The following is a 22,667-nucleotide window of genomic DNA, read 5'->3' as shown; positions in this document are numbered from 1 at the left end:
GCAGGCCCCGGACTGGGCGCCACGCAGGACGAACACATCGAGGCACTCTCCAGCTACAAGTGGGGGTGGCACGACGCCGACCACGCGGGCGAGACCGCCCGCCGCGGCCTCAACGAGGACGTGGTGGCCAACATCTCGCACATGAAGGACGAGCCCCAGTGGATGCTCGACCTCCGCCAGAAGGCGCTGCGCCTCTTCGGGAAGAAGCCCATGCCGAAGTGGGGTGCCGACCTCTCGGACATCGACTTCGACAACATCAAGTACTTCGTGCGCTCCACCGAGAAGCAGGCCCAGACCTGGGAGGACCTGCCCGAGGACATCAAGAACACCTACGACCGGCTCGGCATCCCGGAGGCCGAGAAGGCACGCCTGGTGGCCGGCGTCGCCGCGCAGTACGAGTCCGAGGTGGTCTACCACAAGATCAACGAGGAGCTCGAGCGGCAGGGCGTCATCTTCCTCGACACCGACACCGCGCTGAAGGAGCACCCGGAGGTCTTCCGGGAGCACTTCGGCACCGTGATCCCCGTCGGCGACAACAAGTTCGCCTCGCTGAACACGGCCGTGTGGTCGGGCGGCTCGTTCATCTACGTCCCCAAGGGCGTGCACGTCTCCATCCCGCTGCAGGCCTACTTCCGGATCAACACCGAGAACATGGGGCAGTTCGAGCGCACCCTGATCATCGCCGACGAGGGCTCCTACGTGCACTACGTCGAAGGCTGCACCGCCCCGATCTACAAGTCGGATTCGCTGCACTCCGCCGTCGTCGAGATCATCGTCAAGAAGAACGCCCGCGTCCGGTACACCACCATCCAGAACTGGTCGACGAACGTCTACAACCTGGTCACCAAGCGCGCCACCTGCGAGGAGGGCGCCGTCATGGAGTGGGTCGACGGCAACATCGGCTCCAAGGTCACCATGAAGTACCCGGCGGTCTACCTGATGGGTGAGCACGCCCGCGGCGAGACCCTCTCCATCGCGTTCGCCGGTGAGAACCAGCACCAGGACACCGGCTCCAAGATGGTGCACTGCGCCCCGCACACGTCGAGCTCCATCATCTCGAAGTCCGTGGCCCGCTCCGGCGGCCGCGCCTCCTACCGTGGCCTCGTGCAGGTCGATCCGGGAGCCAACCACTCCGCCTCGTCGGTGAAGTGTGACGCGCTGCTCGTCGACAACGTGTCGCGCTCCGACACGTACCCCTACGTCGACGTCCGCGAGGAGGACGTGTCGATGGCCCACGAGGCCACCGTGTCCAAGGTGTCCGAGGACCAGCTGTTCTACCTGATGCAGCGTGGGATGGGCGAGGACGAGGCCATGGCCATGATCGTGCGCGGCTTCATCGAGCCGATCGCACGCGAGCTGCCCATGGAGTACGCCCTCGAGCTGAACCGCCTGATCGAGCTCCAGATGGAAGGCGCGGTCGGCTGACGCCGGCCCCGTCCATCCAGAGATATTCCTCAGAAAAGAGATTGTTGAGTTGACTACCGCAACCGTGCCCAACGTCGCCGGGGCGATCGAGACGATCGAGTCGCACCTCCACCCGGAGCCCAGCTACGACGTCGAGAAGCACCCCATGCCCACCGGCCGCGAGGAGATCTGGCGGTTCACCCCGTCCGGACCTTCAAGCCGCTGCTGGTCGAGGGTGGGACCCTCGGCGAGCTCGACTGGAAGGGCGAGCTGCCCGAGGGCGTCCAGTTCTCCACCATCAGCCGCGAGGAGGCCCGTCTCCTCGCGATCGAGCCGCCGGTCGACCGGATCTCGGCGCTGGCCGCCGAGCGCACCGGCCGCGCCACGCTGCTGCGCGTTCCCGCCGACACCGAGATCGACGAGCCGATCGTGTTCGTCGCCACCGGCAAGGGTGAGCAGGCCGCCGAGACGTTCGTCGCCGAGTTCGGCACGCACAGCAAGGCCACCCTCGTGCTCCGCTTCGAGGGCACCGCGCAGTACTCCTGCAAGTACGACTTCCGCATCGCCGACGGCGCCCAGGTCAACCTGGTCTACGTCAACGACTGGGCTGAGGACACCATCCACGGCGGCCAGATCTCCATCGAGGTCGGCCGCGACGCCCGCGTCCGCACCGTGCACGCCTCGATGGGCGGCCGCGCCATCCGCATCGCCGAGCGCGCCCGCTACAAGGGCCCGGGCGGCCAGCTGGAACAGTTCGGACTCTACTTCGCCGACGCGGGCCAGGACGTCGAGCACCGCATGTTCGTCGACCACAACGAGCCCAACACCAAGTCCAACGTCGACTACCGTGGCGCGCTGCAGGGCAAGGGCGCGCACTCGGTGTGGATCGGTGACGTGCTGATCCGCAAGGCGGCGCTCGGCATCGAGACCTACGAGTCGAACAAGAACCTGGTGCTCACCGAGGGCTGCCAGGCCGACTCCGTGCCGAACCTCGAGATCGAGACCGGCGAGATCCTCGGCGCGGGCCACGCCTCCAGCACGGGCCGCTTCGACGACAACCAGCTGTTCTACCTGATGAGCCGCGGCATCACCGAGGAGGAGTCGCGTCGCCTCATCGTGCACGGCTTCTTCAACGACATCATCCGTCGGGTCGGCGTCGAGCACATCGAGCGCAAGCTGTTGGAGCAGGTCGAGCGCGAGCTGGCGCTGGTCCACGGCACCACCCGCACCGCGGTCGACGCGTGACCTACGTCGTCGTCGCCACCATCGACGAACTCGTCGATGACGTCCCCCTCGCCTGTGAGGTCCCGGAGACGGGATCCGGGCGGGAGGACGACGGCGAACTCGAGGTCGCGCTCGTGCGACACAAGGGCGAGCTGTACGCGATCGAGAACGAGTGCAGCCACGCGAAGGTGCCGCTGTCGGAGGGCGACGTGGTCGACTGCACCATCGAGTGCTACCTCCACGGCTCGACCTTCGACCTGCGCACCGGCAAGGCCCTGAACCTGCCCGCCACCCAGCCGGTCCGGGTGTTCCCGGTCCGCATCGAGGGAGACGACATCCTCGTCGATCCCGACAACCCCTTGAATTTTGAGAACAACTAGGAGTCAAGAAGACATGTCCACGCTCGTCATCAAGGACCTGCACGCCGACGTCATCACCGAAGAGGGCAACAAGGAGATCCTCAAGGGCGTCAACCTGACCATCAACCCGGGCGAGATCCACGCCATCATGGGCCCCAACGGCTCCGGCAAGTCGACCATGGCCTACGCCATCGCCGGCCACCCGAAGTACGTCATCACCTCCGGCTCCGTCACCCTCGACGGCGTCGAGCTCACCGACATGACGGTGGACGAGCGCGCCCGCGCCGGCCTCTTCCTCGCCATGCAGTACCCGGTCGAGGTGCCCGGCGTCTCCGTCGCCAACTTCCTCCGCACCGCGAAGACCGCCCTGGACGGCGAGGCCCCCAAGGTCCGCACCTGGGTCAAGGACGTCGAGCGCGTGCTCGGCGGCATGGACCTCGACAAGTCGTTCGCGGCCCGCTCCGTCAACGAGGGCTTCTCCGGTGGCGAGAAGAAGCGCCACGAGATCGCCCAGCTCGAGCTGCTCGACCCCAAGGCCGCGATCCTCGACGAGACCGACTCGGGCCTCGACATCGACGCCCTCAAGGTCGTCGCGGAGGGCGTCAACCGCTACTCGGCCAAGGGTGAGCGCGCCGTGCTGCTGATCACGCACTACACCCGCATCCTGCGCCACATCAAGCCCGACTTCGTGCACGTGTTCGTCGACGGCAGGATCGTCGACGAGGGCGGCAGGGAGCTGGCGGACAAGCTCGAGGCCAACGGCTACGAGGAGTACGTCAAGGCCGTCTCCGCCTGACGCGTGCCCGATCCCGCGGCGAAGCGCCCCCGGCACCGCCGGCCGGGTGCCTCGCCGCGGGGCTCCCGCCGGAGGACTGCGGCGGTTGCGCCAGCGGAGGACAGCGGTGCCGTCGCCGGACCCGTCGACGATAATTGAACCGGACTGTCGGTGACCCTCCCCGGGCACCGGATGCCCACCAGCGAGAAGGAACCATGAGCTACGACGTCGAAACGGTGCGCAACGACTTCCCGATCCTGCAGCGCAGGGTGGGGCGGTACCCCTCGCCTACCTCGACTCGGCCAACACCTCGCAGAAGCCCCGCCAGGTCGTCGACGCGATGGCGGCGCACTACCTCGAGCACAATGCCAACGTCGCCCGCGCCATGCACCTACTGGGCGCCGAGGCGACCGAGGCGTTCGAAGGCGCCCGCGGCAAGGTCGCGGCGTTCATCGGAGCCCCGCGCGCCGAGGAGATCGTCTTCACCAAGAACGCCTCCGAGGCCCTGAACCTGGCGGCCGCCACGCTCGGCTCGCGGCTTCGGCCCGGCGACGAGGTCGTCATCTCCGTCATGGAGCACCACTCCAACATCGTGCCGTGGCAGCTCGCCTGCCAGCGCAGCGGGGCCACGCTCCGCTGGTTCGACGTCACCGACGAGGGCCGCCTCGACCTCGGGAAGGCCGAGCGGGAGGGGCTCATCAACGAGCGCACCAGGGTGGTGTCGCTGACCTGGGTCTCCAACGTGCTCGGAACCCGCAACCCGGTGGCCGACATCGCGGCGAAGGCCCACGCCGTGGGTGCCGTGATGGTGGTCGACGCGTCGCAGGCGGTTCCGCACCAGGCCACCGACGTGGTCGCGCTCGGCGCCGACCTCGTCGCCTTCACCGGCCACAAGATGGTCGGTCCCACCGGCATCGGCGTCCTCTGGGGCCGCTACGACCTGCTCGCCGAGCTGCCGCCGTTCCTGGGCGGCGGCGAGATGATCGAGGTCGTCGAGATGGAGCGCTCGACCTACGCCGCCCTCCACACCGCTTCGAGGCGGGCACCCCTCCGATCGCGCAGGCCGTCGGTCTCGGCGCCGCCGTCGACTACCTCATGGGGCTCGGCATGGACGCCGTCGCGGCCCACGACGAGGAGCTGACCGCCTATGCGCTGGCCAAGCTCACGGCGATCGACGGGCTCGTCATGCTCGGCCCGACCGACACCGTCGAGCGCGGCAGCGCGCTGTCGTTCAACCTGGCCGGCGTGCACCCGCACGACGTGATGCAGGTGCTCGACTCGCGCGGCGTCGCGATCCGGGGCGGCCACCACTGCGCCCGCCCGCTGCACAAGCGGCTCGGGCACCAGAGCTCCACGAGGGCGTCCAGCTACCTGTACACGACAACGGCGGAGATCGACGCGCTCGCGGACGCGCTGGTCTTCACCCGCAACTACTTCGCACCGAAGTTCTGAGGAACCATGAACATCGACGAGCTCTACCAGACGATCATCCTCGACCACTACCGCGAGAAGCACCACGCGGGGCTGCGCGACGGGTTCGACGCCGAGGTGCACCACGTGAACCCGTCCTGCGGCGACGAGTTGACGCTCCGGGTCCACATCGACGGCGACACCATCACCGACATCTCGTACCACGCCGAGGGCTGTTCCATCTCCCAGGCCTCCACCTCGGTGATGGGCGACCTGCTGATCGGCGGCTCCACCGCGCACGCGTTGGAACTGCACGACAGTTTCCTGGAGATGATGCAGTCCCAGGGCCGCATCGAGCCCGACGAGGACGTCTTCGAGGACGCCATCGCGTTCGCGGGCGTCTCCAAGTTCCCGGCGCGCGTCAAGTGCGCCCTCCTCGGGTGGTCAGCCATGCGCGACGCCACCCTGCAAGCCACCACCAAGGAGAACTGATGTACACGCACGAACAGAGGCCGAGCGACCTCGTCAGGGACGACCTGCCCGACGTCGACCTCGGTTCCGCGCCGCAGCGCGTGATCGCAAGCGAGGACGAGATCCTGGAGGCCATGAAGGACGTCGTCGATCCCGAGCTGATGGTCAACGTGGTCGACCTGGGCCTCGTCTACGGCGTGCAGGTCGACGAGGCCGGCGACGTCACGATCGACATGACGCTCACCTCGCCCACCTGCCCGCTCACCGACAAGATCGAGTACGACACCAAGTACGTGCTCGACCCGCTGACCGACTCGGTGACCATCAACTGGGTGTGGCTGCCGCCGTGGACGCTCGAGATGATCTCGGAGGACGGCCGCGAGCAGCTGCGCGCCATCGGGTACAACCTGTAACCCCTCCCGGGCAGCGCGTCGGGGCTAGGCTGAGGCCCAGTACTCAAGGAGGAGCGCGATGCCACAGTTGACAACGCCCGACGGCGTCTCCCTTCACTACACCGACACCGGGGAGAGGGTCGGCCGCTGGTGCTCATCCACGGCTGGCCGCTCTCCGGTGCGGCCTTCGACCGCAACATCCCGGCGTTGACCGCCGCGGGCCTGCGCGTCGTCACCTACGACCGGAGGGGCTTCGGCGCGTCCGACAAGCCGGCCACCGGCTACGACTACCGCACGTTGGCGGCCGACGCCGCGTCCGTGCTCGAGCAACTCGACCTGCACGACGCGGTCGTGCTCGGCTTCTCGATGGGCGCGGGTGAGGCGGCCCACCTCGCGGGCGGGCACAACGAGCGGGTCGCGGCGGTGATCTTCTCCGGTGGCATCACCCCGCGCTGTGCATCACCGACGACAACCCGGACGGCGCCATGCCGCGGGCCGCGTTCGAGGAGATGTCGCGGGCCTGCACCGACGACCGGGACGGGTTCCTCGACTCGTTCATCACCACCTTCTTCTCGACCGCCGAGGGCGGGCTGCAGGTGCCGGGCGAGGTCCGCGCCCGGGCGCTGGAGATCGCACACCGGTCGAGCCCCGTGGCCGGCCCGGCGTGCATCCTGATCTGGGCCACCGACCTGCGCGCCCAGGTGGCGGCCATCGAGGTGCCCTGCCTCGTGCTGCACGGCGACGGCGACCAGAACGTCCCCATCGGCGCCTCCGGGGCGAGGATGCCCGGGCTGGTGCGTCACGCCGACCTCGTCGTCCTCGAGGGCGCCCGCACGGGCCAACGACTCACACGCCGCCCTGTGGGAGGGCGCCATCGTCGACTTCGTGGGGCGTCTCGGCTGAGGCCCGTGGCCGATTGGGGTCGGCAGCGTCGGCCGGATAGCCTCATCGGGTGAGACGGGACGGCCTTGGCAGCGGATTCGCGGCGTACGCGTTGTGGGGATTGTTCCCGCTGTACTTCGCGCTGTTCGCCCGCTCCGATGCGCTCGAGGTGGTGGCCTACCGCGCGCTGTGGTCGTTCGTGTTCTGCCTGCTGCTGTTGGCGGCGCTGCGCAGGCTCGACGGGCTGTTGCGCATCTGGCGCGATCGCAGGATGCGGCTCACCCTCCCGGTGGCGGGCGTCCTGATCGCCACCAACTGGAGCCTCTACGTCTACGGCGTCAACACCGGCCGCACGCTGGACGCCGCGCTCGGCTACTTCATCAACCCCCTCGCGGTGACCGCGCTGGGGTGATCGTGCTGCGGGAGCGACTCCGCCCGGGCAGTGGATCGCGATGGGTTTCGGGGCGCTCGCCGTCGTCGTGCTGATCGTCGGGTACGGCCAGGTGCCGTTCATCGCGTTGGGTCTCGCGCTGAGCTTCGGCACCTACTCGCTCGTGAAGAAGCTCGCGGGCCGGTCGGTCGAGCCGACCCCCGGCCTCGCGTTCGAGACGGGCGCGGTGCTGCCGATCGCGCTGGGGTTCCTGATCTGGCTCGGGCCACCGGGGAATCGACCGTCGCGCCGTTCAGCGGCTACTGGTTCCTGATGGCCACCACCGGGATCGTCACCGCGATCCCGTTGCTGCTGTTCGCCGACGCGGCCCGCAAGGTGTCGATGGTGACGCTCGGGATGCTGCAGTACATCGCGCCGGTCGGGCAGTTCCTGCTCGGCTGGCTGGTGTTCCACGAGCCGATGCCGGCCAGCCGGTGGGCAGGGTTCGCTCTCGTCTGGGTCGCCATCGCCGCGTTCGCCGTCGACGCGGTGCTGCTCGGACGGCGCCGCCGCGGCTGAGCCGGGTTTGGTTATTCGGTCGCGACCCTCGAAGATGGGTCGGTGCTACAGGTCAAGGATATCGAGGTGCGGGCAGGGGCCCGGTTGCTGCTGTCTCCCATCAGCTTCCAGGTGATCGACGGCGACCGGATCGGTCTCGTTGGCCGGAACGGCGCGGGCAAGACGACCCTTACCCGGATCCTCGCCGGTGAGTCGCAGCCCGCAGGCGGCGCCGTCACGCGCAGCGGACAGCTCGGCTACCTGCCGCAGGACCCCGCTCGGGAGATCCGGAGCAGATCGCACGCGACCGTGTTCTCGGCGCCCGTGGCCTCGATCAGGCCATGCGCCGGATGCGTCGCGCCGAGGAGACGATGGCCTCGGCCGATGACGCGGAGCGCGATGAGGCGATGGCGGCCTACGCCCGCGCCGAGGCCGCGTTCCTGGCCGCGGGCGGATACGCTGCCGAGTCGGAGGCGGCGCGCATCGCGTCCAACCTCGGCCTGCCCGACCGTGTGCTGGGCCAGCCCCTCAAGACGCTCTCCGGCGGCCAGCGGCGCCGCATCGAGCTGGCGCGCATCCTGTTCTCCGACGCGGACACGTTGCTCCTCGATGAGCCCACCAACCACCTAGACGCGGACTCCATCGTGTGGCTGCGCAGCTACCTGCAGGGCTTCTCCGGCGGGCTGATCATCATCTCCCACGACACGGAACTGCTGAACGCCGTCGTCAACAAGGTGTTCCACCTCGACGCCAACCGGGCCGAGATGGACCTCTACTCGATGGACTGGAAGCGTTACCTGCTGCAGCGTGAAACCGACGAGAAGCGCCGGAGGCGCGAGTTGGCCAACGCCGAGCGCAAGGCCGCCCAGCTGATGGCGCAGGCGGACAAGATGCGCGCGAAGGCCACCAAGGCCGTCGCCGCCCAGAACATGGCCAAGCGCGCCGAGAGGCTGCTCGCCGGGGTGGAGGGGAGCGCGCCCAGGACCAGGTCGCCAAGATCCGCTTCCCCGATCCGTCGCCGTCCGGGAAGACGCCGCTGCGTGGCTTCGACCTCAGCAAGTCGTACGGGTCGCTCGAGGTGTTCACCGCCGTCGACCTCGCGATCGACCGCGGCTCGAAGGTCGTCATCCTCGGCCTGAACGGCGCGGGCAAGACGACGATGCTGCGGATCCTCTCCGGCATGGAGGACCCGACCTCGGGCCGCGTCGAGCTCGGCCACGGCGCACGGCTCGGCTACTACGCGCAGGAACACGAGACGCTCGACGTCACCCGCTCGGTGCTCGACAACATGGTCTCCGCGTCGCCCAACCTGAACGACACCGACGTGCGCAAGGTGCTGGGCTCGTTCCTATTCACCGGCGACGACGTCGAGAAGCCCGCCAAGGTGCTCTCCGGTGGAGAGAAGACCAGGCTCGCGCTCGCGATGCTGGTGGTCTCGGCCGCCAACGTGCTGCTGCTCGACGAGCCGACCAACAACCTCGACCCCGCCTCGCGGGCCGAGGTGCTCAACGCGATCCGCACCTACGCGGGCGCCGTCGTCCTGGTGACGCACGACCCCGGTGCCGTGGAGGCGCTGCAGCCCGACCGCGTGCTCGTGCTGCCCGACGGCGTCGAGGACCTGTGGTCGGAGGATTACGCGGAGCTCGTCGACCTCGCCTAGCCCTCCGACGCCGCCGGTGGCCGCGCCCGCAGGCGGGGTGGCCGGGGCGGCGACGCCCGGTCAGGTGCGTGCCCGATGCGCGCAAACCGGATGAGCGCGCCGCGCAGCAACTCTGCGCATTCGCTCGCTCCGGTGAGGGTCCCAGGGTGGGCACGGGTCTAGTGTTGAGCACATGGCGCGAATCAGTTTTGGGACCGGCGGATGGCGGGCGATCATCGGTGACGAGTTCATCCGGGCGAACGTGAGGCTGCTCAGCGCGGCCCTCGCGACGCGGATGGTGGACGAGGGCGTAGCGGCGGAGGGATCGTGATCGGTTACGACCGGCGCTTCCTGTCCGACGTGGCCGCCGGCTGGGCCGCGGAGGTGTTCGCGGGCTACGGCATCCCCACCAAGGTGATCAAGGTCGCCCAGGCGCCGACCCCGCTCATCATGTGGACCGTCAAGGACCAGAACCTGCCCTACGGCATGGCGATCACCGCCTCCCACAACCCGCGCTCTACAACGGCATCAAGGTGTTCACACGCGGCGGCAAGGACGCCGACGAGGACGTGACGCTCGACGTCGAGCGCCGCATGGAGGGCCTCGAGGGGCCGCGGAGGCCGACATCGCGTCGGTCGCGTACCCGAAGGGGATCTCCACCGGCCAGATCGAGGAGATCAACACCTTCAACGGCTACATCGACTCGATCATCGCGCAGGTCAACATGGAGGCGATCAGGGAGGCAGGCCTCAAGATCGCGCTCGATCCCATGTTCGGCGTGTCGAAGACCTCGCTGCAGACGATCCTCATGACGGCGCGTGCCGACGTCGAGGTGATCAACGACCGCCACGACACCCTGTTCGGCGGCCGGCTGCCCTCACCCACCTCGCACACGCTGCGGGCCCTCTCCCGCTACGTCGTCGAGCACAGGTGCGACCTCGGGATCGCCACCGACGGTGACGCCGACCGGATCGGCATCATCGACGACAAGGGCAACTTCCTGCACCCCAACCAGTTGCTGGTGATCCTCTACTACTACCTGCTCAAGTACAAGGGCTGGAAGGGCGCCGTTGTGCGCAACGTGGCCACCACGTCGCTGCTCGACGACGTCGCCGCGATGTTTGGTGAGAACGCCTACGAGGTGCCGGTCGGCTTCAAGTGGATCTCGGGGAAGATGCTCGAGACGGACGCCGTCATCGGTGGCGAGAGCTCCGGCGGCCTGACGGTGCGCGGCCACATCTCCGGCAAGGACGGCATCTACGCCGCCGCGCTGCTGGTCGAGATGATCGCCGTCGTCGGCAAGCCCATGAGCCAGATCTACGAGGAGATCGTCGGCCAGTTCCCGCCGCACTACATGGCCGAGACCGACTTCCCGTTCGACCCGGAGCGCAAGGCGGAGATCCTCGACACCCTGATGGTGGAGAAGGACCTCCCGACCTTCAGCGAACCGGTCGTGCGCACGTCCTACGAGGACGGCTGCAAGGTGTACTTCGAGGAGGGTTGGATCATCGCCCGCTTCTCCGGCACCGAGCCGCTGCTGCGCATCTTCTGCGAGATGCCAGACCGGGAGCGCGCCGAGCGCTGCTGTGAGGAGTTCAGGGCCTTCCTCGGCCTCTGACCCGGATCAACCGATCGCGCTGATGGTCGCCTCCCAGGGGCCATCAGCGCGTCCGCGTTCCCGCCCAGCAGCGGGGTGGCGTCGAGCCCGTGCCGGGGCGGCGCAGCGGCTCGGGCGTCACGTTGCACTCGATGAGGAACCGCTCGTCGCCCAGGGAGCGGGTGTAGGCGAGGTAGCCCTCGCCTCGGGCCTGACCCAGGCCAGGTCGCCCAGGGTCAGGGCACGGTGGCGGCGGCGCAGCCCGATGAGGGCGCGGTGCCACGAGTACACCGAGTCGGGGTCGGCCGCCTGCTCCGCGGCGGAGAACCCGGGGCATCATCGTGACCCGGCAGCCAGGGGGTGCCGGCGGTGAAGCCGCCCTCCGGCGTCCAGCGCATCGGCACCCGTGCGTGGTCGCGGGCCCCGGCCAGGATCTGGCGCCACGCCGCGGCCGGCCCCACGGCCTCGCCCAGCAGCTGGGCGTACCGGTTGACCGACTCCACGTCGCGCAGGTCGTCCAGGCCCCGGAAGGGCTGGTTGACCGCCGCCAGTTCCTGCCCTGGAACAGGAACGGGGTGCCCCGCATCGTGAGCTGGAGCGTGGCGAGCAGCTTCCCGACGGCGGTGCGCACCGCGGGATCCGACTCGGCGCCGTCGGCCAGCTTGCTGAGCATCCTCGGATTGTCGTGGTTGTCCAGGAAGACGGCGATCCAGTCGTTGGGGCCGAGCTCGCCGGTGTAGGCGCGGTAGAAGCGCTTGAGGTACTCGGGATCGAAGCGGTAGTCGTCCCAGCGCGTGTGGCCCGGGGTGTCGAGAATGTCGAAGTTGAAGATCAGATCGAGCTGGTCGCGGCCGCCGCCGCTCAGCATGCGGCCGAGCTGGATGCCGATGCCCGGCGTCTCGCCGACCATGACGCCCACCGGATCCGGGGCAGGGATCGCCGAGCGAGCCGTCGGCCAGCCTGACGCGCGGGGTCGAGGTGGGGCCGCGCGTCGGGTGAAGCCGTCGCGCCGCAGGCCGCGCAGGAACTCGCCGAGCCGCGGGCCGTAGAAGTAGTGCTCGACGCCCACGAAACCCATCAGGCCGCCCACGAACGGGTTACCGTCGGGGAGACCGTCAGGCTTGGAGATGTAGTTGATGACGTCGAGCCGGAAGCCGTCGATGCCGCGGTCCTGCACCAGGCGACGATGTCGGCCACCTCGCGCCGCACGGCCGGGTTGTCCCAGCGCAGATCCATCTGGCCGTCGGCGAACAGGTGCAGCGCCCACCGCCGCGCCTCCGGGATCCACCGCCAGGCGGGGCCGAGAAGAAGGAGGTCCAGTTGTTCGGTGGCGTCTCCGGGTGCCCGGCACCATGAAGTAGTAGTCGCCGTAGGGCCGTCGGGGTCGCGGACCGCCTCCTGGAACCACCGGTGCCGGTCGGAGGTGTGGTTGACCACCAGGTCGAGGATGATCCGCATGCCACGCTCGTGGCAGCCCGCGATCAGCTCGTCGAGGTCGGCCAGGGTTCCCATCTCGGCCATCACCGCCCGGTAGTCGGAGACGTCGTAGCCCATGTCCTGGTTGGGGGAGTCGAAGATGGGGAGAGCCAGAGGCAGTCGACGCCGAGGTCGGCCAGGTGGTCGAGGTGGTCGATGATGCCCGCAGGTCGCCGATGCCGTCGCCGTCGGAGTCGGCGAACGAGCGCGGATAGACCTGGTAGAAGACGGCCTCCATCCACCACGGGGCCGGGTCGGGGGCCGGCGCGACCACAGGTCGCTCCGGCTCGGAGTTGACCAGGTCGATGAACGCGTCGACGAACCCTGGGCCGGTGAAGCGGCGGGCCAGGCGGTCCAGCGTCGAGAGCCGGAGCCGTCCGATCGCCTTCACGAGCGCGCGCGGGGCGGCCGACTGGAGCAGGATCTTGTCGATCGCGTCGTGCCCGAGCGGCGTCGCGTAGACGTCGGAGACGGTGCTATTCCTCGTCAACATGGGCGGCCCTCCGCACGGTCAGGTCGGCCAGGATCCGGCCGTAGCGTTCCTCGTCGATCACGTACTTCAGCCGCATCACCACGAAGCTGACCGCGACCAGCAGGGCGGGCACGACCATCATCGAGAGCCGGAAGAGCCAGGCCTCCTGCGTGTCGATGTCGGCGGCCGAGGCCGCGCCGTCGATGCCGGTCATGAGCACGGTGCCGCTGACCACGGCGACGGCGATGGCGTTGCTGAGCTTGTAGATGAACGGCTGCAGCGAGAACGTCACCGATTCGTTGCGGCGGCCGAGCTTCCATTCGCCGTACTCGACACTGTCGGCGATGAACATCACCATGAGCAGCTGGATCATGCCCTGGCCGGAGAACATCAGCACACCGGCGACGCCGGTGACCACCAGCGACCCGGCGGAGAACAGGAAGATGATGTAGCCGAGCACCATCAGCGAGGTGGCGAGCAGGTGGATCTGGCCGCGTCGCAACCTCTTCGAGATCAGCGGGAAGCACAGCAGGGCGCCGATCTGGGCCACGGCGAGGATGGCGGCGAAGATCGAGTAGGCGCCCTCGTCGCCGACGATGTACTTGAAGTAGTAGACGCCGAGCGAGGTGGTGATGCCATAGCCGGTCATGAACAGCACCATGGCGAGCGTCACCCAGAGCAGCTGGTCGTTGCGGCCGATCACCTTGAACAGCTCGATGACCCGGGTGTTCTCCTGGGGGGCGTTGACCTGCTCGCGGGCGAACAGCAGCGTCAGGGACTGGAAGGCCAGCATGGCGATGGCCAGCACGACCACCACGGCGAACCAGGCGGCCTCGTCCGAGCCGAGCACCTCCGTCAGCGCGTTCGTGACGGGGAGGATGCCCACCACGACCGCGAAGAGGCCGATGTTGGCGAAGACGCGGGCGAGCGCTCCGATCCGCTCACGCTCGGCCTGATCGTCGGTCAGCGCAGGCAACATCGACCAGAACGAGATGTCGTTGATGGTGTAGGAGATCTCGTAGACGAGATACACGATCGTGAACAGCACCACGAAGCCCCAGCCGCGCACGCCGAAGTCGGCGAACATCAGGAGGCTTGTGCCGCCCACGCCACGGCGCCGAGCAGGATCCACGGCTTGAACTTGCCCCACCGGGTGCGGGTGTTGTCGACGACGACCCCATGAACGGGTCGTTGATGGCGTCGAAGGCGCGCATGACCACCATCACGACGCTCACCGCCACGAACTGCACGCCGGAGATCTCGAGCACGTCGGTGAGGTAGAACATGAGGAACATCGACACCATCGCCGCGAGCGCATCGCGGCCGAGGGTGCCGAGCCCGAAGCCCAGCCGATTTCCCATCAGAACCCTTCGGGGTGGGGTCGATGAAGCCGCTGACGAGGTTGCGCGAGAGCGTCTCCTGATCTGACTGCAGCGCTCCGAGCGCCGACAGGAGGTGCACGTCGGTGGGCTCGAGGCCGTCCTCGGCGGCGTAGAGCACGGCCCGACGGATCAGCTCCTTGAAGAACGACGCTGTGCGGGCGCTGCTGCGCCGCGCCACCTCATCGAGCGCCGACTCGGAGAACGTGACGCCTCCCTGGTAGAGGTCCAGCAGCCTGCGCCGGGCCTCCTCGTCGGGTGGCGGGATCTCGACTGCGAGGTCGACCCGCCCCGGCCGCTGCGTGAGGGCCTCCTCGAGCACGTCGACCCGGTTGGTGGTCAGCACGAAGGCGATGTCGGTGTCGGCGTCGAGGCCGTCGAGCGCATCGAGGAGTTCGAACAGCAGGGGCTGACCGGAGGGGTCGAAGCCGCGCTCCATGGCGACGAGGTCGCAGTCCTCCAGCACCACGATGGCGGGCTGCAGGTGCCGGGCGATCGAGGTGGCCTGCCGGATGAGGGCGAGGGTCTGGCCGGAGAGCAGGATCACCGAGTGGTCGCGCGCCGCCGACAGCAGGTGTCGGACGGTGTGGGTCTTCCCGGTGCCGGGTGGGCCGTAGAGCAGGACGCCCCGCTTGAGGTGCTGACCGTAGCGGCGGAGGGTGTCGGCGTGGGTGGCGACGCCGAGCACGTGCCCGGTGACCCGCTCGAGGGTGCCCTCCGGGAGCACGACGGCCTCGGCGGGCAGGTCGGGTCGCACGTGGAACCGGTAGCCGTCGCCCTCGCCCTCGTACCCCATCATCTCGAGGCTGACGACGTGGCCGCGGAGCACCGAGTGCTCGGTGGCGAGCCGGGTCGCCTCGGCGATCAGGTCGCTCGCGGCCTGGCTGTCGGGGCAGAGCACCTCGACGACGCCGGTGCCGTTGCCGTGCATGCGGGAGCTCCGGCGGGTGAGCACCGCGACGGGTTGGTCGCGGAAGCGGAAGAGGCGGATGCCCAGGGCGACCACGCGGCGGGTCTCGGTGGGGCCGACGGCGACGTCGGCCCAGTCGACCTGTCCGACGGGGAGCCGGTTCCAGCGGTTACCGATCATGTCGGAGAGCGAGTTGTGGTGGCGCATGTCGCCGCCGCCGATGCCGAGGAGGGTGGCGTCGGGCCGCCGAGGAGCTCGAAGGCGACGTCGTAGTCGGCGAACCGGTAGGCCGCGATCTCCTTCGACACCGTCGCGATGCCCTCGGCCGGGCGGCCGAGATGCGCGGACAGGGCCTCGTCGAGGGTCTCGCCGGGGCGTCGAGCTGCTGTGCGATGTTCGCCAGTTCCCCGATGCGGCTGAACTGGCGGAGAAAGTCGCGCAGATCGTCGTCGATGTCCATGACCCCCAGCGTAGGGGGCGCCGGGGTGCGCACCGGGTCGCGGGGGGCCGTTGCGCCGAACGGCCGACACGCCGGCGCGAAACTGGTGCCCGGTGAGCCCGGGCCGCCGGAGAGCCGCGCCGACCCGGAAAAATCGGCCAGTAGCCGATTCTGATCGGTCCTGCTGGAAATACTGGCCACTGACCCTCGTCCCGGCCTGCCCTGTCATGCTCACCCGGGGTCCCGACGCACAGCCCCGGTCCCGTCGGGAAAATCGGCCAGTAGCCGATTCTGATCGGTCCTGCTGGAAATAGTGGCCATTGACCCTCGTCCCGGCCCGCCCACAGACACCCCCGTCATCGACACCCACCCGTCGCCGCGGATACCAACCCACACCCGGCGCCTGTGCTCTACCGCAGGTGACAAGGAACAACGCTGCCATCGGCACGGCAGGTGTCTGTTAACCCGACGCCCGGGATGTGGAGCCGGCAGCGCAACCGGTCGGGGGCTCCGCCGTCCGGGTTGTTGCCAAGAATCTCAACGCCCGGCCAACCGGCACCCGGCAGTGCGACCCGACAAATGCCTGACCGTCCGCGTCCCTGGCAAGAGCCGTAACGACGCCGTCTCAGCAGTCGAGCCGGCGACAACCAACCTGAACACGAGGCACCCCGTGCTCTACGGCTGGTGACAGACGATGACGGTGGTCTCCGCAACAGGGTGCCTTCGGACCCGGGCCCGACTGTGCAACTTGGCGAGCACCTCGCCGTCCCCGTTGCTGCCAAGGATCCCGAGCACGTCCGGCTAGTGGTCACTTCTTTCTGGCAGACCGTTCAGAATCGGCTACTGGCCGATTTTTCCGTGGGGTTCGGCAGGGGGAGGGGCGGGTCAGTGGTCACTTCTTCCAGGCAGACCGATCAGAATCGGCTACTGGCCCATTTTTCCAGGATGCCCGGCTCGCGAGGGACGGTCGGGGTGGGGTGACGGAGGGCGGGTCAGGGAACGGGGCGGACCAGGTGCACCACGTCGACCGCGATCTCGACCTCGGTCGCCGCAATCTCGGCGGGCACGCGGTGGAATGCGTTGGGACCCATCGCGATCAGGTCACGCACCTCGTCGGCCGTGAGCGATGCGGTCCGGCGGACCCGTGTCGTTCCGGCGGTCTCCCAACCGGGGAACGCCGCGCCCAACCGCTCGGCCTTGTCCTCACCGACTGCGAGCAGCCCGTGCGTCGAGCGCAGCCGACCCAGGTGCTCAGGCGCCGGCTGGGCGACGATCAGGCCGCCGCCGGGGCGGAGCACGCGGGCGAAGTCGGTTGGGTTCCGGGGAGCGAACACGCAGATGATCGCGTCGGCGACCCCGTCGATGAGCGGCAGCCCGGCCCAGGTGTCCGCCACGATCGACGCCGCCCGCGGGTGGGCCCTCGCCGCGCGCTTCGCCGCGGGCACGGAGACGTCGCTGGCGAGGCCCTCAGCCTCCGGGCACCGCTCGAGCGCATGGGCGAGGTAGAAGCCGGTGCCCGCCCCACCTCCACCAGGTGGGGGAGCGGCTGACCGTCGTGGGGTCGCCCTTCTGCACAGGGTGGGGGAGCGGCTGACCGTCGTGGGGTCGGTCGGTGTGGGGCCGCCCTTCTCCACCGGCGGGGCGAGCGCAGCCCCGCGACGGCGGCCTCGACGGCGGAGGCCACCGCATCGGCGATCGCGTCGTAGTGACCGGCCCCGAGGAACCGGGCCCGCGCGTCCAGCATCTCCGCGGTGTCCGCGTTGACGGGCGGCGTGCGTCCGAGCAGGTTCACGTACCCCTGCCGGGCAAGGTCGAAGCTGTGGCCGGCGGCGCAGCGCAGCGTGCGGCCGACGGGCTCGAGCGGGAGATGGCAGTGCGGGCAGCGGGTCCAGCCCAGACCGCTCACCGCACCTCCTCCGGGGTGGCGACAGGGGAGTCCTCGGCCGCCCCGCCTCAGCCGCCTCCGCAACGGTCTCCTTCGCCCTGGCCTTCTTCCGGTCACGCACGTCGGCGCGGATCAGCACCCCGAGCCCGATCACGGCGATGGCGGTGAACGCGAACCACTGGAATGCGTAGCTCTGGTGCGGCCCCTCATCCAGCAGGTTCGGCGGCGGATCGTCAGGAGGCCGGCCGTCTCCTCCGGGTCGGACGCGATCAGCGTCAGGTAGCCGTTGACCACAGGCTCTCCGACGGCGGTGGCGATGGCATCCGAGTTGAGCAACCGGATCTGGTCCTCGTGCGGCACCATCGCGTCCGCATCGCCACGGTCGTTGCGGCGCACGTACCCGGTGACGGTGACCGTCCCGGGGTGGTGTCGGGCATCACGCCGTCGGGGTGCCCCGGCTCACGGGTCAGGAACCCGCGGTTGACCAGCAGGTTGTCGCCCCGGTCCGTCTTCAGGACGGCGACGACCTCGCTGCCGTAGGCGCCGTCCAGGGAGCGGTACCGCACCTGGAACTGGCTGCCCGTGTAGGCACCGGTGGCCGAGACGCGGTACCACTGGTCGGCGTCGCCGATCTCCCCGGTCATCACGTCCTGGTACGGCTGCACGGGCAGCGCCTCGTGCGTCTGGACCGTCGCGTTGGAGGCCCTCCGCTCATCCAGGCGTCGCAACTGCCACTCGCCCAGTTGGATGAACGTCACGACGAGGACAGCGACGAACACGCCCATCGCGATCCACCGCTTCACCTGGCGACTCACTTGTCGGACTCCTCCTCAACGGTGCCCTGCACCACCTCGCCCGACGTGATCGCGAGCGACGACGCCGGTTGGTCCCCGGGCACCGTAGAGGGCGCCCGATGGTCCTGGTTGTTGGCGAACAGCACCGCGAATGCGGGCAGCAGCGCCGCCGCCCCAGTGCCACGAGCTTCCACCATCCGGGCACCACCAGGAACGCGAGGAAACAGCCGGTGCGGACCCCCATCGTGATGAGGTAGCGCTTCTGACGCTCGGCGAGCGCCAGGGACTGGCTGTGACCCGCGTTCGTGATCAGCGTCGCGTCGCTGTTGCGTGCCATGGGCACAGCTTAGTGCCGCCCGCGCCGCTCGGCGCCGCCCGATATCCTCGCGGGATGGCACGCCTCTCCGCCGTCGTCGTCTCCGTAGCCGCGACCCTCGCGCTCGGGCCTGCGTACCCGGACCGGTGCCGGTGCCCACGCCGGTGCTGAGCCCGGTGCCGACGCCGGTGAGGTGGCCGTCGACCACGCCGTCTGCGACGGCGTCGACCCCGGCCCTGACCGAGGGCATCACGCTCGGCGGGGCGAACCTGTGGATGCCGGCGGGGGCGACCATCGCGGTTCACCCCGACGGGTCGCTCACAGTCACCCTCCCGGTCGGTGCCGCCCTCGTCGGTGTCGACGGCGCCGACCGGCAGGAGGTGGCGGGCCGGGTGCTGCTCGCCGATGGAGGCCTGCTGACCCGACCCATCGCGACGCTGGCCGACGGCGACCTGGCCCGGGCGCCGTTCGTGGACGGGGAGCGACACTGGTCGTCGACGTCCCCGACGGCGCCACCGCCGTCACGTTCGACGCGGGTACCCGGCTCGTGGAGTCGGCGCAGTGGGAGTCGGACACCAGGATCCTCGTGACGCCCACCCGGCTGGCCCGCGATCTGGCCCCGCCGACCCGGTCGGCGCCGTCGCCCTTGCCCCAGGATGATGGAGGAGGTGCTGGCGCTGCACCCGAGGCGCACCGACGTTCTCGACACGGCCACCTCGATCAACCAGTTGGCCTGCCACCTGATGGGGCCCGCACCAAGGAGTCCTGGAACCTGGAGACGGACCGCCCGGACAAGGGGATCACCGGTTTCGTCGCATCGCGGTGCAACTGACCCGCTGCGGTAAGTTTGGCTCCCGTGGCAGATATTTCACGAGTAGTCCTGGTCACCGGTGGCTCCAAAGGCATCGGGCGCACCATCGCAGAACAGTTCCGCGACGCCGGTTACCGCGTCGCGGCGACCTACCGTTCGGGAGACGTGCCCGAAGGGTCCTCGGGGTGGTGTGCGACATCACCGACCAGGGCCAGGTCGACGAGGCGTTCGCCACGATCGAGGCGGAACTCGGCCCGGTCGAGATCGTCGTCGCCAATGCGGGCGTGACGAAGGACACCCTGCTGCTGCGCATGTCCGACGACGACTGGAACACCGTCATCGACACCAACCTCACCGGCACCTTCCGCGTCGTGCGCCGCGCGAGCCGCGCGATGATGCGCGCCCGCTTCGGCCGGGTGATCCTCGTCTCCTCGGTCGTCGCCCTCCTCGGGTCGGCCGGCCAGATCAACTACTCGTCCAGCAAGTCGGCGCTCGTCGGCATGGCCCGCAGCCTCACCCGCGAGCTCGGCACCCGCAACGTCACCGCCAACGTGATCGCCCCCGGGTTCATCGAGACCGACATGACCGCGGTGCTCGGCGACGACGTGATCGCCGGCTACAAGGCCCGCATCCCCGCGGGCCGGCTCGGCTCGGTCGACGACGTCGCCGCCGCCGCACTGTTCCTCGCCGGAGACGGCGCCTCCTACATCTCCGGTGCGGTGCTGCCTGTCGACGGCGGCCTCGGCATGGGTCACTGAGAAAGGCAAACCAGCATGGGAATCCTCGAAGGCAAGAACATCCTCGTCACCGGCGTGACGATGCGCACCTCCATCGCGTACGCGGTGGTCGACATCGCGACCCGTGAGGGCGCCAACGTCGTCGTCTCGGCCGCCGGCCGTGCCGTCGCGCCGGCGCAGCGCGCCATCGCCAAGCTCGACACGGTGCCCCGCTGATCGAGCTCGACGTCACCGACCCCGGGCACCTCGCCGCGCTGCCCGAGAAGCTGTCGGAGCACTTCGGCGACCGCCTCGACGGCATCGTCCACTCGATCGCCTATGCCGACCCCGAATCCGCGCTCGGCGGCAAGTTCCTCTCCACCCAGTGGGACGCCGTCTCCACGGCCCTGCACATCTCCGCGTACTCGCTGCAGTCGCTGACGATGGCGGCCAAGCCGATGATGCCTCCGGGCTCCAGCGTCGTCGGCCTCACGTTCGACGCGACCGTCTCATGGCCCACCTACGACTGGATGGGCGTTGCGAAGGCCGCGCTGGAGTCGACGTCGCGCTACCTCGCGCGCTACCTCGGGCCCGACGGTATCCGCTGCAACCTGGTGGCCGCCGGCCCCGTCGACACGGTCGCCAAGAAGGCGATCCCCGGCGCCTCGTCGTTCAACGACATCTGGGCGGGTCGGGCCCCGCTCGGCTGGGATCCGTCCGACGCCGTCCCTCGGCGAAGGCGATCGTCGCCCTGCTGAGCGACTGGTTCCCCTCCACCACGGGTGAGATGGTCCACGTCGACGGCGGCCTGCATTCGACCGGGGCCTGACGCCTCACCAGGTGATCGCGAACTTTCCGGGTCGTCCCCAGTCGGCCGCCGCGTCGACGTCACCCACGAGCCGTGGTTGGTCAGCTGCTTGTCGATGATGTGCCGGCTGACGTCGACGGTGGGCTCGCCGACGAACGCCACCCGGCCCCGCCGCCGTGCCCGTGCGAGGGCCTCCCACTGGGCGAGGCCGGAACCTGACGCCTCGAAGACGGCGCTCGCGCTCCCCGGAGGATCCGTCGGTCGGCCGATGGGGCGCGCCTGAGCCACGGGTTGGCGGCTTCCGGTAGGTTTGACGACATGGCGGCGGTGGCTGAACTTGCGGGTGTGACGGTGCGGCGTGGAGACGCGGTGCTGCTCAAGGAGATCGAACTCATCGTGGATGAGGGCGAGCGCTGGGTGGTCATCGGCCCCAACGGCGCCGGGAAGACGACGCTCATCGCGTTGCTGGGTGCCCAGATGTACCCCAGCGAGGGCGTTGTCGGCCTGCTGGGTGAGGTGGTCGGCACCGTCGACGTGTTCGAGTTGCGACCCCGCATCGGCATGTCCTCCTCGTCGCTGGCCGAGCGCATCCCCGGGGCCGAGAAGGTCCGCGACGTGGTGCTGTCGGCCGCCTACGCCATCGTCGGACGCTGGCGTGAGGACTACGACGGATACGACCTGGGCCGCGCCGAGCGGCTGCTCGCGTCGCTTCGCATCGACCAGTTCGCCGACCGGACGTTCGGGACGCTGAGCGAGGGCGAGCGCAAGCGCACCCAGATCGCGCGCGCCCTGATGACCGACCCGGAACTGCTGCTGCTCGACGAGCCGGCCAGCGGCCTCGACCTGGCGGGCCGGGAGGCCCTCGTCGACACGCTCTCGGAGCTGTGCCTCGATCCCGATTCACCCTCGACGGTGCTCGTCACGCACCACATCGAGGAGATCCCCGACGGCATCACGCACGCGTTGCTGCTGAAGGACGGCGGGATCGTGGCGTCCGGCCCGATCTCCGACACCCTCAACGACGAGAACTTGAGCGCGACCTTCGGGCTGCCGCTCGTCGTGGAGCGTCGCGACGGCAGGTGGGGAGCCAGGAGCAGGCGATGAGCGATCTGGTCGAGTGGATCCGCACGAACCTCTGGGCGGCCTGGGGTGTGGCGGCGCTCGGCCTGGCGGCGGCCGAACTGCTCACGCTCGACCTCACCCTCCTGATGGTGGCCGGTGGCGCCCTCGCGGGCGGCCTCGTGGCCCTCATCTTCCCCGCACTGGTGTGGCTCCAGATCACCGTCGCGGTGGTCACCGCCATCGCCACGCTGTTCCTGCTGCGCCCGACGCTGCTCGCCCGCGTCCGTAACGCACCCGGCTACCGTTCCTCCCTCGACTCGCTCGTCGGGTCCACCGGGATCGCCACCGGAACGGTGACCGCCGTCGGCGGATCCGTCAAGGTGGACGGCCAGGACTGGGAGGCGCGTTCCTTCGATCCCGCCGTCTTGATCGAACCCGGTGAGCCGATCGAGGTGTTCGGCCTCGAGGGCATCACGCTGATCGTCTATCCGTTGTCGCGACCGCTCACCAGCTGAGGA

Annotated in this window: 20 protein-coding genes and 11 pseudogenes; 20 read left to right on the top strand and 11 right to left on the bottom strand. The window is 69.3% G+C overall.

The annotated features are described in order from the left end of the window. Positions 1 to 12 precede the first annotated feature (12 nt). From sufB to G7085_RS02435, 14 genes and pseudogenes are all read left to right on the top strand, one after another. Positions 13 to 1,425 carry a Fe-S cluster assembly protein SufB gene (gene sufB / locus G7085_RS02490; RefSeq protein WP_197512707.1) on the top strand — a complete coding sequence of 471 codons (1,413 nt, stop codon included), beginning with the start codon at positions 13 to 15 and terminating at the stop codon, positions 1,423 to 1,425. A gap of 145 nt (positions 1,426 to 1,570) precedes the next feature. Beyond that, positions 1,571 to 2,649 (top strand): annotated as a pseudogene (locus G7085_RS02485) (SufB/SufD family protein). Beyond that, entirely contained in the window at positions 2,646 to 3,008 is a 363-nt protein-coding gene (locus tag G7085_RS02480; protein ID WP_197509859.1) for a non-heme iron oxygenase ferredoxin subunit, read from the top strand. Before G7085_RS02485 ends, G7085_RS02480 begins: the two are co-directional and overlap by 4 nt. 13 nt (positions 3,009 to 3,021) lie before the next feature. Next, entirely contained in the window at positions 3,022 to 3,783 is a 762-nt protein-coding gene (gene sufC, locus G7085_RS02475) for a Fe-S cluster assembly ATPase SufC (protein ID WP_197509858.1), read from the top strand. A gap of 194 nt (positions 3,784 to 3,977) precedes the next feature. Next, positions 3,978 to 5,214, top strand: a pseudogene (locus tag G7085_RS02470) (cysteine desulfurase). 6 nt (positions 5,215 to 5,220) lie between these two features. Next, positions 5,221 to 5,664 (top strand): Fe-S cluster assembly sulfur transfer protein SufU, encoded by a 444-nt coding sequence (sufU, locus tag G7085_RS02465; RefSeq protein WP_197509857.1) that lies wholly within the window; start codon positions 5,221 to 5,223, stop codon positions 5,662 to 5,664. Further along, positions 5,664 to 6,056, top strand: a complete 393-nt coding sequence (locus G7085_RS02460; RefSeq protein ID WP_197509856.1) for a metal-sulfur cluster assembly factor — start codon at positions 5,664 to 5,666, stop codon at positions 6,054 to 6,056. The genes sufU and G7085_RS02460 overlap by 1 nt, the downstream gene beginning before the upstream one ends. 129 nt (positions 6,057 to 6,185) lie before the next feature. Next, positions 6,186 to 6,710 (top strand): alpha/beta fold hydrolase, encoded by a 525-nt coding sequence (locus tag G7085_RS02455; protein WP_197509855.1) that lies wholly within the window; start codon positions 6,186 to 6,188, stop codon positions 6,708 to 6,710. Further along, positions 6,686 to 6,991 (top strand): alpha/beta fold hydrolase, encoded by a 306-nt coding sequence (locus G7085_RS02450; RefSeq protein WP_197509854.1) that lies wholly within the window; start codon positions 6,686 to 6,688, stop codon positions 6,989 to 6,991. The genes G7085_RS02455 and G7085_RS02450 overlap by 25 nt, the downstream gene beginning before the upstream one ends. Next, positions 6,988 to 7,329: an EamA family transporter gene (locus tag G7085_RS23510; RefSeq protein WP_231979155.1), complete on the top strand. Its 342-nt coding sequence runs from the start codon at positions 6,988 to 6,990 to the stop codon at positions 7,327 to 7,329. Before G7085_RS02450 ends, G7085_RS23510 begins: the two co-directional genes overlap by 4 nt. Positions 7,330 to 7,369: 40 nt before the next feature. After that, positions 7,370 to 7,621 (top strand): EamA family transporter, encoded by a 252-nt coding sequence (locus tag G7085_RS23505; RefSeq protein WP_231979154.1) that lies wholly within the window; start codon positions 7,370 to 7,372, stop codon positions 7,619 to 7,621. Further along, positions 7,621 to 7,866: an EamA family transporter gene (locus G7085_RS23500; protein WP_231979153.1), complete on the top strand. Its 246-nt coding sequence runs from the start codon at positions 7,621 to 7,623 to the stop codon at positions 7,864 to 7,866. The genes G7085_RS23505 and G7085_RS23500 overlap by 1 nt, the downstream gene beginning before the upstream one ends. 42 nt (positions 7,867 to 7,908) lie before the next feature. Further along, positions 7,909 to 9,505: pseudogene (locus G7085_RS02440) on the top strand (ABC-F family ATP-binding cassette domain-containing protein). A gap of 172 nt (positions 9,506 to 9,677) precedes the next feature. After that, positions 9,678 to 11,102, top strand: a pseudogene (locus tag G7085_RS02435) (phosphoglucomutase/phosphomannomutase family protein). Between the two features lie 43 nt (positions 11,103 to 11,145). Here the strand turns inward: G7085_RS02435 and G7085_RS02430 are convergent. The 11 genes and pseudogenes from G7085_RS02430 to G7085_RS33885 all read right to left on the bottom strand — a co-directional run. Further along, positions 11,146 to 12,602, bottom strand: a pseudogene (locus G7085_RS02430) (alpha-amylase family glycosyl hydrolase). Between the two features lie 431 nt (positions 12,603 to 13,033). Beyond that, positions 13,034 to 14,137 (bottom strand): glycoside-pentoside-hexuronide (GPH):cation symporter, encoded by a 1,104-nt coding sequence (locus G7085_RS02420; protein ID WP_331715909.1) that lies wholly within the window; start codon positions 14,135 to 14,137, stop codon positions 13,034 to 13,036. 124 nt (positions 14,138 to 14,261) lie between these two features. Beyond that, positions 14,262 to 14,315 (bottom strand): annotated as a pseudogene (locus G7085_RS33890) (hypothetical protein); the annotation flags it as partial. A 367-nt stretch (positions 14,316 to 14,682) separates the two neighbouring features. Next, a pseudogene (locus G7085_RS23495) lies at positions 14,683 to 15,204 on the bottom strand (ATP-binding protein); the annotation flags it as partial. A 290-nt stretch (positions 15,205 to 15,494) separates the two neighbouring features. Continuing rightward, positions 15,495 to 15,626 (bottom strand): hypothetical protein, encoded by a 132-nt coding sequence (locus G7085_RS29140; RefSeq protein WP_269451750.1) that lies wholly within the window; start codon positions 15,624 to 15,626, stop codon positions 15,495 to 15,497. 1,123 nt (positions 15,627 to 16,749) lie between these two features. Next, positions 16,750 to 17,391: a methyltransferase domain-containing protein gene (locus tag G7085_RS02410; protein ID WP_197509849.1), complete on the bottom strand. Its 642-nt coding sequence runs from the start codon at positions 17,389 to 17,391 to the stop codon at positions 16,750 to 16,752. Between the two features lie 158 nt (positions 17,392 to 17,549). Then, a pseudogene (locus tag G7085_RS31860) lies at positions 17,550 to 17,663 on the bottom strand (putative RNA methyltransferase); the annotation flags it as partial. A 129-nt stretch (positions 17,664 to 17,792) separates the two neighbouring features. After that, complete coding sequence (locus G7085_RS02405) at positions 17,793 to 17,936, bottom strand: hypothetical protein (RefSeq protein ID WP_197509848.1); 144 nt, start codon at positions 17,934 to 17,936, stop codon at positions 17,793 to 17,795. Next, positions 17,918 to 18,445 (bottom strand): SURF1 family protein, encoded by a 528-nt coding sequence (locus tag G7085_RS02400; protein WP_331715427.1) that lies wholly within the window; start codon positions 18,443 to 18,445, stop codon positions 17,918 to 17,920. The genes G7085_RS02405 and G7085_RS02400 overlap by 19 nt, the downstream gene beginning before the upstream one ends. An 8-nt stretch (positions 18,446 to 18,453) precedes the next feature. After that, the gene (locus tag G7085_RS23490) at positions 18,454 to 18,633 is read right to left on the bottom strand and encodes a hypothetical protein (RefSeq protein WP_231979152.1); all 180 of its coding nucleotides are present in this window, start codon (positions 18,631 to 18,633) and stop codon (positions 18,454 to 18,456) included. A gap of 38 nt (positions 18,634 to 18,671) precedes the next feature. Then, positions 18,672 to 18,773 (bottom strand): annotated as a pseudogene (locus G7085_RS33885) (hypothetical protein); the annotation flags it as partial. A gap of 131 nt (positions 18,774 to 18,904) precedes the next feature. Here G7085_RS33885 and G7085_RS02390 point away from each other — a divergent pair. The 6 genes and pseudogenes from G7085_RS02390 to G7085_RS02365 all read left to right on the top strand — a co-directional run bounded on the left by G7085_RS02390 (position 18,905) and on the right by G7085_RS02365 (position 22,664). Then, on the top strand, positions 18,905 to 19,342 hold the full coding sequence (locus tag G7085_RS02390; RefSeq protein WP_197509845.1) for a hypothetical protein: 438 nt from the start codon (positions 18,905 to 18,907) through the stop codon (positions 19,340 to 19,342). A 78-nt stretch (positions 19,343 to 19,420) separates the two neighbouring features. Then, complete coding sequence (locus tag G7085_RS02385) at positions 19,421 to 19,597, top strand: hypothetical protein (RefSeq protein WP_197509844.1); 177 nt, start codon at positions 19,421 to 19,423, stop codon at positions 19,595 to 19,597. A 20-nt stretch (positions 19,598 to 19,617) separates the two neighbouring features. After that, positions 19,618 to 20,321 (top strand): annotated as a pseudogene (gene fabG / locus G7085_RS02380) (3-oxoacyl-ACP reductase FabG). Between the two features lie 15 nt (positions 20,322 to 20,336). Further along, a pseudogene (fabI, locus tag G7085_RS02375) lies at positions 20,337 to 21,108 on the top strand (enoyl-ACP reductase FabI). 297 nt (positions 21,109 to 21,405) lie between these two features. Next, a complete protein-coding gene (locus tag G7085_RS02370; RefSeq protein ID WP_197509843.1) occupies positions 21,406 to 22,191 on the top strand; it encodes an ABC transporter ATP-binding protein in 786 nt (261 codons plus the stop codon). Next, positions 22,188 to 22,664: an NfeD family protein gene (locus tag G7085_RS02365; protein WP_197509842.1), complete on the top strand. Its 477-nt coding sequence runs from the start codon at positions 22,188 to 22,190 to the stop codon at positions 22,662 to 22,664. Before G7085_RS02370 ends, G7085_RS02365 begins: the two co-directional genes overlap by 4 nt. Positions 22,665 to 22,667: the final 3 nt, after the last annotated feature.

The organism is Tessaracoccus coleopterorum (assembly GCF_011174705.1).
In the GTDB taxonomy this organism is placed as follows: domain Bacteria; phylum Actinomycetota; class Actinomycetes; order Propionibacteriales; family Propionibacteriaceae; genus Arachnia; species Arachnia coleopterorum.
The sequence above is the reverse complement of the archived record's forward strand: the minus strand, read 5'-3'. Positions and strand labels throughout refer to the sequence as shown.